The following is a 13,501-nucleotide window of genomic DNA, read 5'->3' as shown; positions in this document are numbered from 1 at the left end:
GAAAAAGCAAAATTAGAAGAACTTAAAAAAGTAGCCTTAGCTAATATCGCTACTGATAAAGATGTAAACAAAGAAGAAGCATCAAAACTTAAAGAAATAGTTAATTCTGCGTCTCTTAAAGATACATTAGTTGCTAAAGTTGTAGAAAATGGTTCATCAGAAGAAATCAAAGTTTCATTCGATAACTCTACTGTAAAAGCATCTAACTTCTCAGTTGAAAAAGCTGATAAAGAAACTGTTGCAAAAGTTGAAGAACTTGTTAAAAAAGCTGATGAAAACCTAAGTGTTGTTAAAACAATTGACTTACACTTCACAGATTCTAAAGGAACTACAATCAATAAACGAGGAGAAACTCGTGCAGTTACAGTAGCCGTTGTAGCTAATGAGAATGAAAAATTAGAAGTTTACTATGTAAATGGTAATAAATTAGAAAAAGTTCCAAGTGTTTATAAAGATGGAAAACTTACATTCTTCACAAACCACTTTAGTTTATACACAATTGTATCAAAAACTGTGGCTTCTAATCAGAATACACCTGTTCCTGTAACACCTGTCCCTACTGACAACAATGACAAACAATCAAGCGAACCAAGTACTCAAACTAAACCAAATAGTGAAGTAACTCCAGTTCAACCTGAAGGACCAACATCAAACGAAAAACCAAAATTTGAAACTGGTGAAGCTCTTGTTCAACCTGAATTACCAGAATTCAATATCAATGATTTAAACAAAGAGCAAAAAGCAAAAGAACAAGCACAACCATCAGCACAAGATATCTTTGGACAAAATGAAAGCAAAGAAGATAAAAAAGCTGAGGCTGAAAAAACTTCTGTTCAAAAAACATCACAAACTGTAGCTAAAGGACTTAAAGCGTTAGCTAATACTGGATTAAATTCAACAGCAACTGTTGGTTTAGGTGCACTAGTATTATTATCTGCTCTAGTACTACGCAGAAAAAATAACAAATAATATAAAAAACTCTTATACAAAGGGATAAATTATCCCTTTGTATAAAGTCATGTATAAAGAAATATAAGGAGAATTCAAGATAAGATGAAAGCAAATAAATTATTAAAAGTTCTATCTGCAGCAACTATCATCTCAACCCTTGCTGTGGTAGATTATTCAGCAACTACACAAAACAACAAAGTTTTATTAGCAGCTGATACTCAAAATCCAGAAGTAGAAATACCAACAACAGCTTTAAACGCATACGAAGCCGGAAAAATATCAATGGCTAAGGCTTCTATAGTTAAATTAACTGTTCAAAAAGTATCTAATGGTTATAAGTACAAATTAATATTAAAAGATATTAAAGTAGGAACTTTATCTGATGGAGTATCTAAACTTTGGATAGAAGGTAAAGAAATACCATTACAATCAATAGAGTATACAGAAGATCCAACGGTTATAAATCCTAAATTAGCTGAATTTACTTTATCAGAACTAAAACCACAAATAAATGCCACTGTCTTTGTCAAAATTATGGAAGATATTGGAATGGCTTCAGGGAATGCTGGTCAAGGTACAAAAGATACAATTCTTAGTTTAGATTTAACTGGAGTTCAAGAAAAACTTACTCCTAAACCTGTTGATAAACCTGTAGTGACTCCTAAGCCTGCAGTTGAAACTCCAGATAAGCCTGCTGAGTCTAAACCTGTTACAAAACCAGAAACACCAAAAGATACTCAGCCTTCGGATAAACCGACAGAATCTACAACAACTAAACCATCAGATAAACCAACTAATTCAGGAACTGCTAAACCAGCAGAACCAGCTAAACCTATTAAACCTATTAATCCTGCAGAAACTCCTAAACCTACATCTGCAGCAACTGCGACTTACTATAATGGAGTAACTGCTACATTATTAAACGCACACCGCCCTGGACAAAGATCAATGGGAGATGCAGCTTTAGAAAATAGTAACGTTACTGTATTCAAAGAAGGAAGTACTTATCACTATATCATAAGATTCCACGATTTATCTATTTATGGTTTCACTGGTGGAATCTCTAAATTCTGGGTAAATGGTACAGAGTACCCTGTTAACCCAACTCGCGGTGCTAATAACCAAGTAGAAGTTCACTTCACTTCTTCTCAAAAACTATCATCAGTTCCTGTTACTGTATTTGTTCAAGCTATGGAAACTATTATGTCAGGTGGTGGAAAACAAAATGCTACTTTATCATTTGATTGGTCTAATGTAACTGAGGAACAAAGGAAACCTATAGCTGGTGGAAAACCAGGTAACAGTGGTTATACTCCAGGACCGTCTAATCCAGGAGGAAATCAAGGAGGACAACAACCTACTTCACCTATTACACCAACTACACCTCTTCCTGCCGCTGCTCAAGGGCAAGGTGTAGAAGTACCGGTTACTTACTTCGACAACGTAACTGCAACATTATTAAACGCATATGAAGCAGGTCGTGCGTCTATGGGAAATGCAGCATTAGATGGAATCACTGTATTCAAACATGGAGATACTTATCACTATAAAGTTCGTTTCCACGACATTAAAGTTGGAGGAATGACTGATGGAATTAGAGGCTTCTGGGTTAACGGAACTGAATATCCTATTAAGAGTACAGGTGGGGCTATGAATCAAGTAGAAATTCATTTCACATCTACTGAAAAATTAACTAATATCCCTGTTTCTGTTTTTGTACCAACAATGGAAAGTATTATGCCTGGTGGTGGTAAAAAAGATGCAATCCTAAGCCTAAACTGGTCTAATGCAACAGAAAGACAAGGTACTGCAGTTATTGATGGTGGTCAACCTGGAGCAAGTGGCGCTGGTAATGGAGCTAGTGCATTAACTCCAAAAGGTGGACGATTAAACAACGGTAGACTATCTAACACTGGATTAGAAACTTCATCATCTATCCTTGCAGGAGCTCTTACTCTAATGAGTGCCTTCATGGTAGGTAGAAGAAAAGAAAAATAAAATAGTAAGATAATATCTCGCTAAATAATTATAATATTATCTACTCTGAAAGGCGGGAATTTTTCCCGTCTTTCTTATTAAAAATTGAATAACATATAAGAAAGTGAGTTTTTATAATGAAACGAGTTTTAAAACTGTTAACGATAGTTATTGCTACATTAACGTTTATCGTTACATCTAGTAATGTACCTTTCGTTAAAAATGTACACGCAGCTGATAAGGTATACAGTGTTCCTGTAGAACTTTGGCACTCTGAAAATAGTGGTCGTCTTTCTATGGGGAACAATGCATTAGCTACACATGCTACTGTAAATGTTCATGATAATAATACTTCTACTATTTCTGTACAATTTACTCCAATGGATTTTAGTAATATGCATGGTCACTTATTATCACTTAGCATTTATTCATCTCCTATTTTCTCAGGAAATCTTACTGCTGCTTCAGTAACAAGCACTTATAACGATACTAACTTAGACGGTGGTACTAGTACATATCCTGGTACATTAAGCTTTAATTTCGGTGAAGCTAAACCTGATAAAGTCGGTGTTAGAGTTGCGGTTGATGCTATGAACCAAATTATGGGTGGTGATGCATCTCAAAATGCTATTATTAAATTTAACTGGTCTGCAGCTAATCTAGTATCTGGTTCTGAAGATTCATCTAAAGATAAAGAAAAAGAGAAAAAAGCTGAAGATAAGAAAAAAGAAGAAGAAAACAAAGATAAAAAAGATGAGAATAAGGCACCTGAAGGATTTGTTGCTAAAAAATTAGAAGATTACTTCAAAGATGATCAAAAGACAAAAAATCCAGGTCTTTATAACCTTGATATTACAGGTTCATACTTGAACCCTCTTACTGGTGTTACTGCTGATGGTGGTACTAAAAACACTGCTATCGGTGAAGGTATGGTACAAGGAGTAATCTCACCTATTAATGCAGGTGGAGATCTAAATGAAGCTCTTAAAAATCAAAAATCTAACGGTGAAAAACGTTGGTCTAAAGCTATGCTTCAACGTACAAAAGACGGTAAATTATACGCAACTGTGCGTGTTCACCTAATGAACTGGGTTCAACGTAGTAAAGAACAAGGTCCTTTCATTAAAGTTCTTCAAAAAGATGGAGAATTCAAACAAGTTGCTGCTACTGAAACAAAAGTTAACATTGAACAATATAAAGATAGCTATGTTGACTATCGATTCGAGGTACCAAATGAAACCTTCTTAGCTATGGTACAAATGTATGTAGAACCTATGAACCGTCCTGTTCGTTATTTCGTAGAAGTTAATACTGATACTATTAAAAACGGAAATGATGGTTTAGATATGGAAGCTATTAAAGAAACAAACTACATACCTTACTATGTTGGCGGAGGTATCGGAGTTCTTGTAATAGCTGCCGGAGCTTTCTTTGCTCTTAAAAAAAGAAAAAATAATTAGGAGATAATTCATGAAAAGAAAACTATCCCTACTATTTACACTACTTCTAGCTAGTATCTTGGTACTTACTGCTTGTTCATCACAAAATAAAGCTGGTAATACTACTGGAACAGATCCTAATCTAGCTGATAAAGCTTTTAATGAAACTATTGACTTAACTGGTGTAAATAAAGATAAAAAATCTGAAGAAGAAAATGGTAAACGTGTCATAATGGACTCTGTAGCTTTAGCTCAAGTAGCTAATGTTCTTGATATTAAATTAGCAGGGGTTCCTACTACGAAATTGGGTCGTATGCCTAAAAGATATGACAATACTGTTCAAATCGGTCTTCCTATGAATCCAAATATGGAAGTTATCAAGTCGATTAATCCTTCTATTGTATATGCTCCAGATAGTTTGCAAGACTGGATAAAAGAAGGATTCGAGAAAAATAAAATTCCTTATAAATTTGTAGATATTCGTAGTGTTAATGGATTATACGCTATTACAGAAGATCTTGCAAAAGAATTTGGTAAAACTGAAAAATTCAAAGAATTAAAGAAAGAACACGATGAGTTCTTCGCTAAATTCAATGAAAAAATCGCAAACAAGAAGAAACCAAAAGTTCTTGTTCTTATGGGCTTACCTGGAAGTTACATGGCAGCTACTGAAAAATCTTATGTTGGTAACCTTGTAAAATTAGCCGGTGGTGAAAATATCATTAAAGGTACTGAAGAATTTAAAAATCTAAACATAGAAACTGCTTTAAATGATAAACCGGACTTTATTTTACGTACTGCTCATGCTATGCCTGATAATGTAAATGAAATGTTTAAAAAAGAATTTGAAAACAATAAGAGTTGGTCTCACTTTGATGCGGTAAAAAATAATAAAGTTGTCGATTTAGATAGCTCAATGTTTGGTATGACAGCTACATACGATTACCAAAAAGGATTAGAAAGTCTATACAGTATTTTCTATAGTAACTAATACTAGTATCCAGAAGTGGCAAGTAGCTACTTCTGGATTTTTCATAATTTAAATTATATATTACTTATGATATACTAAATTTATAACTATATAAGGAGGTTCTTAATGTTTAAAAACAAAAAAGCAATCACTTTTTCTGTTCTTATTTTACTCTTATTAAGTACAATATTTTTTGCAGCGAACAGTGGTAGTATAAAAGCTAGCGTCGGACAATTAGCTATTGGTATCTTTACCGGAGAATATGCCAATGTAAATGCAATTATCGACGTTCGTTTCCCAAGAATTATCATCACTATTTTGGTTGGTGCTGCTCTTGGAGTTAGTGGTCTATTATTACAAACAGTATTAAAGAACCCGCTTATCGATCCTAGTATTATTGGTGTTTCTAGTGGAGCAAACCTATTTTTATACTTAGGATTAGGGATATTCCCACAATTTATGATATTTAAGTCTGTATTTTCTATCATCGGTGGTGTCCTTGGTTTTTTAATCATCTATTACTTAGCTGGTAGAACAAAAAACAATGTTAAAATTATTTTAATCGGTATTGCAATAAGTTATTTCTTTACAGGAATACTGAGTTCTATGCAGTACTTGAATGCAGCTAACTCTACTACATCGTCTACATTCAAAACTGTTGGTTTAGGAACTAAAAACTGGGACGATGTTGCATTATTACTAAGCTGGATTCCTATACTACTAGTTATTAGTTTCTTCTTAGCTAAACTATGTAATATCTTCGCTTTAGATGATAATATTATTAGTTCTCTTGGAATCAATATTAATATGATTCGTCTGTTAATTTCATTTGTTGCAGTAGCCCTTGCTTCTGTTTCTACAGCAGTGGCAGGTGTAATGGTGTTCTTAGCTCTTATTACACCTCATATTGCTAAGATTATAATTGGACGAAATCATATTTACACCATCCCATTTAGTGCTCTATTAGGTGCCTTTATCTTACTTTTATTCGATACAATCGGTCGTGTTATTTTCGCACCTATCGAAATACCTGCTGATTTAATAATGATGATTATAGGTGGACCTGCATTTATTATTTTAGTTAAGAAAGGAGTAAGTTAATGGAAAATATAATAGAAATTAATAACCTGACGTTTAAGTATGATAATAAAAATGCTCTTTTTGAAGGTCTAAATGTAAGCATTGAAAAAGGTAAGATTACTACCCTACTTGGTAAGAATGGTTGTGGTAAAAGTACACTTATAAAAATATTAGCAAAAAACTTAAACTATAATGCTGGAAGTGTAAAAATTGAAGGTAAGGAACTGAATTCATATTCATTAAAAGAACTTGCGAGTATTCTTGCAATTGTTTATCAAAAGAATGAAACTCCACGAGAAATTACCGTTTATGATATGGTCAGTTTCGCTAGACTTCCTTACCAAAACATTTTCTTTTACAAGCCTACTGCTAGTGATGTTGAAAAGATTGAATTTGCACTTGAAAAAACTAGTTTACAAGCTTATAAAGATAAACGTGTGGATGAGTTATCGGGAGGACAGCTTCAACGTGTTTATATCGCAATGGCATTAGCACAAAGTACTGATATTATTATACTAGACGAGCCTACTACTTTCCTTGATATAAAATATCAAAAATCTATAATGCAACTTGTTAGAGATCTTAATAAATCTCTGGGAATCACTATTATCATGGTCCTACACGATATAAATCAAGCTCTTGCTTATAGTGACAATATTATCGCTCTTCTTGATGGAAAAGTAATTAAAAATGATCAAGCTGAGAACTTCTTTGATGAAAAGCTTCTAAACAGACTTTATGATGCTGATATCAAAATAGAAGATGGAAAAGTAATTAGTTGGTAACTTTTCAAATATCTAATATAAATATTTAGAATAAAACGCTACATCGAGGTATTAATACTTAGATGTAGCGATATTTTTATACCTGTAAAGGCAGTTAATGTTATTTCAACAGTCTAATCTAAATAAATGCTGACTGCTTCTAGCTTTCTTTGAGGTGCTAACTCTGCGTAAGTATCCATAGGTAGTTGACATTGACTTATGCCCCAAGTTCTTTCCACTTTGTACCTACATTAAGCAACATTGAATCATGAGAGTGTCGAAACAAATGGAAACCATAATCTGGTGATTCTAGACTTACTAATTGAAAGTGATAAAATAAGAATGTACAGTTTTGATAAAATAAAAATGTACAAATAGGTTATAATAGTGCATATTATCAGTTTCACTACCAGATTTGGCACAGCATTTATTCGACAAACCTCATTGAGTCTCTTAATAAAGAAATCAAACGTCAAACGAAAAAGAAGGTTTTTCCTAACGAAGAGTCTCTGGAACGTTACTTAGTTACTTTGTTTGAAGATTATAATTTTAAGCAAAGTCAACGAATCCATAATGGGGGTGCCCAATGTTATGACAAACTCGAAAGCTTGTTTGATTAATACTCCGTAACTCTACTTGAGTGTTTACACATATTTATTGACAGTATCAACATGATACGAGTAGGTATTTCTTGTGAGTAAATTTCATCAGAAAATTTCATAGATAAGTCCTACATATAATCATAGTAAAGTAGTAAAAATAGTTATTATCCTAGTTGATTAAAAAACTCTCTGATTTCCTCATCTTTTATAAAATAATATATAATTTTCCCCTCTCTTCTAGTGTCCAAGATGTTTTCATTGGCCAGTTTACGAAGATGGTGGGATGCAGATGCCATACTGAGATCTAGCAAACAAGCTATATCACAGACACAGAGTTCTTCAACAGCAAGGAGATAAAAAACGATGTTTATCTGTTTATTATCGGTAAACTTTGTTAAAATGCGAAGTGATTTTTGGACTTTTTCCTTTTCAAGGTAGTTCATTGCGGTTGTAACATTTTGTTGATTTATAATATTCACTTGGCAGATACTATCTTTTTTCATAATATTTTCTCCTATCCTAACATAGTCCATAGCATGTCAAAACTGTTATTTTCAATCAGGATATATATCCCCAATCCTAAATAAACAACAGCAATAAACCATCTGCTATATTTTTCCAAAGTTTCTCCAATAGATGGGACTTGTGCCAATTTTTGGGCAGAAAAAACCAAGAGATAAATCATGACTAGAAATGTAAGTAAAGCCACTATCAAATCCGCTAAATTTAATGTAATAAAATATGGGACAAAGATACCAATATTGTCGGCACCACAACTTGCAAAAGTAATCATAGCGACTAGAAAAATCAAGTTTTTATTATCTTTGCGCAACCCTTCTTTGGCAATAGCTTCTCCATCAGAATCTCCTAAAAATAAAACTTTGAGACCTAAGAAAATTGGAATCAAACCGAGCAAACCTAAAATCTCTTTACTAGGAATATAATGTAAGACAAATGCAAAAAGCAAACTTAGCAATATTAGACTAACAGAGCCTAGAAATTGTCCTAAATAGATGTTAATGATGTCTTTTCTGCTTTTTCTTTTGGCAAAAAATAACATTAGGATAATAAGTAAGTCTACAGCTGTCCCAGAATACAGGATTATTGAAGTAACAACATTTTGAATCATAAAACACCTCATTCAAATATATTTTTGAATATATTCTAACATTAAACTTTGTAGATGTCAACTTCAACTTCACCAAAATATAGATAAGAGTTAGTGTACCAAATATTAAAAAGTCCTGCCATCGAAATGATAGCAGGGCTTAACTTCAATATCCAACTGATATATTTATCTAAAAAAGGTAGAGTTTTTATTAATTTATAGTGAGATATAATGAGTTTCAAAAAATCAAAAATCATTTAAAATCAATATTTTGACGTCTATTGACGTGTACTGAAGCCCTTACTTAAACTCTAAAAAATAACAAATAACACATCTTCTAAAACTATTAAAATTATTGTTTTACAATATTCATTATTAACTTCCTTCAAATTGTATAATCGTTGATTTTAATATTAAATAATTGTAAAATATATAGGTACAAATAAATAATAAAATAATTATAAAGGAGTTTTTTATGGAAATACTAACTACCCTAGGTATATTTGTCATAATTGTAATACTTGGTTCATTTTTAAATAATCTTTTTCCACGTATTCCCGCAGCTTTATTCCAAATTATACTTGGTGCTGCGGTAACATTTATTCCTAATCTACCACTTCATTTTGAATTTGAATCAGAAATGTTTATGATGTTAATTATCGCACCCTTACTATTTACCGACGGTTTCAACGCATCCTTAAAGAATATCTGGTTATACAAACGACCAATAATATATATGGCAATATTTTTAGTTCTTGTGACAGTAATTGTCGTCGGTAGCATAATTCATTTATTGCTTCCAATGATTCCATGGGCAGCATGTTTTGTTTTAGCCGCTATCTTATCGCCTACAGATGCTGTTGCTGTTAAATCAATAACTAAAGGAATGAAACTACCTAAAGGCCTTATGGCTATATTAGAAGGGGAATCGCTTCTAAATGATGCTTCTGGTCTTGTATCATTTAATATAGCTCTAGCAGCCGTTCTTACTAACACATTTTCTGTCACGAATGCTAGTTATAAATTTTTAGTAGTTGCAGGAGGTGGAGCAGTCTTTGGACTTATTATTGGGATAGCTTTTTCTTATATTAAGTTTATATTCTCAACAAAATTTGCTGACGAATTTAATATTTTAGTTATTTTTCAATTAATAACACCAGTTATAGTATTCTATCTTGCGGAACATATTGGTGTCTCTGGTATCGTAGCTGTAGTAATTACAGCTCTAGTATACAACTACCAAAGAAAACTTCACTTACTTACTGTTGTAAGTAGTGATGCTGCAGTAACTATAGACAGTACTCAACAAATTACAAGCTATGTACTAAATGGTTTCGTATTTACCTTTTTAGGATATTTACTCCCTGAAATATATCATACTATGTTTAACAATAGAGAGATTGATATTGTATATGGATTCATAATTTCATTAGTTATTGTTTTAGGTCTAATGATAGTCAGATTGACCTTTGTATATTTCAACTACATATCATTCCAACCTCATCATTTCACAACTGCTAGAAAAACAGCCAAAATAATATTAAATAGAAAATTCGACAAAGATAACTACTCTAGATTCAGTTACTCTTTAATTGCTAGCTTATGCGGTATTCACGGTACAGTAACACTTGCTACTGCGCTTATGATTCCAGTTGTAACAGCAACCGGAGAAAACTTCCCACTTAGAAATACCATCTTATTTATTGCGAGTAATGTCGTGTTACTAAGTATTGTTATCGGTACACTCGCCCTTCCACTCGTTGTTAAAGGAGAAGATGAAGAAAAAGAATATACTCAGTACTCTCTTCGTGAAAAAATCTTAGAAGGAACACTTGAAGAACTAAAAGAACGTGATATTTCTAAAAAATCTATCGAAGAAAAAGTTGCTTATGCTTTTGAAATAAAAAGTTTACACGAAATGAAAGCATACTTTAGAAACATGCACACTGGAAGATTTAAAAATGCTAGTGAAGCACTAGCATTACACAAAAAAATAATGAAAGCACAAGACAAAGCTCTTCCTGAAATACTTAAGGACAATCCTAACATCGAGCAAATATTGGAAATTTCTAAAATCATGCAACTTAGAAAATCTTTCCTATTTACTTATTCAATACCAAAAAGTTTACTTCTTAATTTGAGAATATATATAAAAGAATCTAGTCTAAAACGTCGTTTAACTCGTCATTTCGTAGCTAAAGATTTAACTCCAGAATTTTATGAGAAACTTAAAGAAAAAGTTCCAAAAAGAAGAAAAGTAAACTTCGTCAATAAATTAGATGAAATTAAACAAAGAGCCGAAGCTTCTTCTAGCCAAATTCAGGCCATCATCGATTGTTCGCCTACAGTAAGAGACGCACTTCTTGATATAGCTTATAAGGTTATTGATGAAAAGTGTTCAGATGAAAATACTGCAGAATTCGTTAAAGATGTATATAGATACTACTCATTCACCTTGTTTGAAGTATTTTTAGAAGATATCGATTTTGAAGAAGAACTTAAAGAACTTCAAATGGAAGCAGTTCGACTTTTAAAATATAGAATATTAACGATGAGAAAATTAAACTATATTTCTCTAGAAGATTCTTATACTGCTCTTCGTGACTTAAACTTCAGTGAATCTATGATTTTCCCTCGTGAAACTGAAGAGGAATAAAATATAAAAAAGCTGACCTCAAGTTAGATTATTATCAAAACTCTGAGGTCAGTTTTATTTTAGGTTATTTTTTAAATTCTACAACGAAATCATAACCATGTTCTGTTTTTGCTCCAAAGTAGGCATCTATTACGTTATATCCTCGTTTTTCTACTTTAGCAATTTTTGTTTGTATAGCAGCTTTTACTTGTTCTACAGTTGCATCTTTAGGAAGTTTTATAGTAGTATCTCCATCCACATCTAATGCTCCAGCTATTCCTGGTAAAGTTTTTAAGTTGAAGTAAATATGTACATCTACCTTTTCTTTTTGCTCAACTGATCTTTTTGATCTTTTCTGAATTAATGGTGCTTTTCTAAAACCTGTATTATTAGCTGATGAAGATTTAGATTCTTTTGTGAATTCTACAACATAATCATAGCTATCTCCACCTTCAACGATTTGATCTAAGTCGGTAGTTGAAACAACTTTAAAACCTTGTTTTTTCAATTTTTCAATTTGAGCTTTTGTTTTTTCTTCAATAGCTCGTTTTAATTCTTCTTTAGGTGTATTTTCTGGGAAAGTAAGCATATTCTCTCCCCCTAATTCTCCTAATGCTCCCGCAATATCTTTAAGAGCTGTTAGATTATAATAGATGTTTATTTTTTTAGTTTTATTAGATAAATCTCTTTTTACAACTTTTTTAGTTCTAACTTGAACTTCAGGAGCATTTCTGAAGCCTGTAGTTCCTGTTTTCTCTTTAGTGAAAGTAACTACATAATTAAAGTTCTTCACATTAGTATCCTGCTCAAACACTATTTCTTCTTTTACTTTATATCCATGTTTAGCTAATTCTTGAGCCTTAGCTTGAATTTTTGCTTTAACTAATTCTTTCACTTCATCTTCAGTTGCTGAATTTGAAATAGCTACTGTATTATTTTCTCCTGGATCAGATAAAAATCCATTGATATCTGGCATTCCGTCATAATTATAACTTATGTTTACCGTACCGTCTGGTTGATTTACCGCACGTGCTACTCTCCTTGCTCTAACTTGAACTTCTGGTGCTTTTCTGAAACTAGCTGTTCCCTCTGAAGTTGAAGCAGGTTGTGTTGGAGTTACTGGTGAAGTTGGTCTTTCTTCAGTGACAGGCTGTGTCGGAGTTGTTGATGTAGCTTCACCTGAACCATGACCTATTGCTGTACTTCCATTGTCAATAGTAGTACCTTCATTACGGCCATTTGTTAAATTATCTTTGTTATAGTTTGGTGCTGGTAATTCTTCACCTGGAACATTAATCTCATCAATCTTGGTTTGATATTCATCCGCAGCATCTACTGCTGCATCGTGATCTTTAGCATTATTTATCGCTTCTAATCCTGCTTCTTTTAATTCTTTTAATTTAGCTTCTAACTTAGCTTTTTCTGCTTCATCTTTAACTTTTTCAATTTCACTAAGTTTTGAAGCTGCAATTTTTTCAATAATATCTTTTCCATCTTTTTTTGCTTCCTCGAGTTTTTCATCTTTAGGTGCTACTTCTTCAGACGGAGTATCTTCTTTTGGTGCTGGAGTTGCTGGTTCCTCTGCTTTTGGCGTTGTTGCTGCTGGCTCTTCTGCTTTAGGTGCTGGGGCTGCTGGTTCCTCTGCTTTTGGCGCTGGAGTCGTTGTCTCCTCCGCTTTCGGCGCTGGTGTTGCCGGCTCTTCTGCTTTCGGTGCTGGGGCTGCTGGTTCTTCCACTTTTGGTGCTGGAGCTGCTGGTTCTTCCGCTTTAGGTGCTGGAGCTGCTGGTTCTTCCGCTTTAGGTGCTGGAGCTGCTGGTTCCTCTGCTTTTGGTGTTGGAGTTGCTGGCTCTTCCACTTTCGGTGTTGGTACTGCTGGTTCCTCCACTTTTGGTGCTGGGGCTGCTGGTTCCTCTGCTTTTGGCGCCGGAGTCGTTGGCTCTTCCGCTTTCGGTGCTGGAGCTGCTGGTTCCTCTAC

The 13,501-nt window shown here is 33.3% G+C and carries 10 protein-coding genes and 1 pseudogene; 8 read left to right on the top strand and 3 right to left on the bottom strand.

The window, feature by feature from the left end; all coding sequences use genetic code 11:
* From O3884_RS08640 to O3884_RS08610, 7 genes and pseudogenes are all read left to right on the top strand, one after another.
* The coding region (locus tag O3884_RS08640) for a hypothetical protein (RefSeq protein ID WP_371452946.1) at positions 1-969 on the top strand (969 nt) is incomplete at its 5' end.
* Between the two features lie 84 nt (positions 970-1,053).
* Positions 1,054-2,949 (top strand): hypothetical protein, encoded by a 1,896-nt coding sequence (locus O3884_RS08635; protein ID WP_371452945.1) that lies wholly within the window; start codon positions 1,054-1,056, stop codon positions 2,947-2,949.
* 116 nt (positions 2,950-3,065) lie between these two features.
* Positions 3,066-4,388 (top strand): heme-binding Shp domain-containing protein, encoded by a 1,323-nt coding sequence (locus O3884_RS08630; protein ID WP_371452943.1) that lies wholly within the window; start codon positions 3,066-3,068, stop codon positions 4,386-4,388.
* Between the two features lie 10 nt (positions 4,389-4,398).
* Positions 4,399-5,358, top strand: coding sequence for a heme ABC transporter substrate-binding protein IsdE (isdE, locus tag O3884_RS08625; protein ID WP_314093095.1), 960 nt, complete (start codon positions 4,399-4,401; stop codon positions 5,356-5,358).
* 105 nt (positions 5,359-5,463) lie between these two features.
* Positions 5,464-6,438: a FecCD family ABC transporter permease gene (locus O3884_RS08620; protein ID WP_371452941.1), complete on the top strand. Its 975-nt coding sequence runs from the start codon at positions 5,464-5,466 to the stop codon at positions 6,436-6,438.
* Positions 6,438-7,202, top strand: coding sequence for an ABC transporter ATP-binding protein (locus O3884_RS08615; RefSeq protein WP_371452940.1), 765 nt, complete (start codon positions 6,438-6,440; stop codon positions 7,200-7,202). Before O3884_RS08620 ends, O3884_RS08615 begins: the two co-directional genes overlap by 1 nt.
* 371 nt (positions 7,203-7,573) lie before the next feature.
* A pseudogene (locus O3884_RS08610) lies at positions 7,574-7,801 on the top strand (transposase); the annotation flags it as partial.
* Between the two features lie 146 nt (positions 7,802-7,947).
* On the opposite strand, the gene cadX reads toward O3884_RS08610, so the two are convergent.
* The gene (cadX, locus tag O3884_RS08605) at positions 7,948-8,286 is read right to left on the bottom strand and encodes a Cd(II)/Zn(II)-sensing metalloregulatory transcriptional regulator CadX (protein ID WP_371452938.1); all 339 of its coding nucleotides are present in this window, start codon (positions 8,284-8,286) and stop codon (positions 7,948-7,950) included.
* A gap of 11 nt (positions 8,287-8,297) precedes the next feature.
* A complete protein-coding gene (locus O3884_RS08600; RefSeq protein WP_371452936.1) occupies positions 8,298-8,912 on the bottom strand; it encodes a CadD family cadmium resistance transporter in 615 nt (204 codons plus the stop codon).
* A gap of 454 nt (positions 8,913-9,366) precedes the next feature.
* On the opposite strand from O3884_RS08600, the gene O3884_RS08595 reads away from it, so the two are divergent.
* Positions 9,367-11,547, top strand: a complete 2,181-nt coding sequence (locus O3884_RS08595; RefSeq protein WP_371452934.1) for a cation:proton antiporter — start codon at positions 9,367-9,369, stop codon at positions 11,545-11,547.
* 64 nt (positions 11,548-11,611) lie between these two features.
* Here O3884_RS08595 and O3884_RS08590 read toward each other — a convergent pair.
* A partial coding sequence (locus O3884_RS08590) for a hypothetical protein (RefSeq protein WP_371452933.1) occupies positions 11,612-13,501 on the bottom strand: 1,890 nt, incomplete at its 5' end.

The sequence above is a fragment of the Gemella sp. 20925_1_85 genome (assembly GCF_041433735.1).
In the GTDB taxonomy this organism is placed as follows: Bacteria; Bacillota; Bacilli; order Staphylococcales; family Gemellaceae; genus Gemella.
This window is presented reverse-complemented; position numbering and strand designations above follow the sequence as displayed.

What these genes read in the sequence shown, in the direction of transcription:
- O3884_RS08595 (WP_371452934.1), top strand. Translation starts at nt 9,367, where the DNA reads ATGGAAATACTAACTACCCTAGGTATATTTGTCATAATTGTAATACTT.
- O3884_RS08600 (WP_371452936.1), bottom strand. Translation starts at nt 8,912, where the DNA reads ATGATTCAAAATGTTGTTACTTCAATAATCCTGTATTCTGGGACAGCT.
- O3884_RS08615 (WP_371452940.1), top strand. Translation starts at nt 6,438, where the DNA reads ATGGAAAATATAATAGAAATTAATAACCTGACGTTTAAGTATGATAAT.
- O3884_RS08635 (WP_371452945.1), top strand. Translation starts at nt 1,054, where the DNA reads ATGAAAGCAAATAAATTATTAAAAGTTCTATCTGCAGCAACTATCATC.
- cadX (WP_371452938.1), bottom strand. Translation starts at nt 8,286, where the DNA reads ATGAAAAAAGATAGTATCTGCCAAGTGAATATTATAAATCAACAAAAT.
- isdE (WP_314093095.1), top strand. Translation starts at nt 4,399, where the DNA reads ATGAAAAGAAAACTATCCCTACTATTTACACTACTTCTAGCTAGTATC.
- O3884_RS08620 (WP_371452941.1), top strand. Translation starts at nt 5,464, where the DNA reads ATGTTTAAAAACAAAAAAGCAATCACTTTTTCTGTTCTTATTTTACTC.
- O3884_RS08630 (WP_371452943.1), top strand. Translation starts at nt 3,066, where the DNA reads ATGAAACGAGTTTTAAAACTGTTAACGATAGTTATTGCTACATTAACG.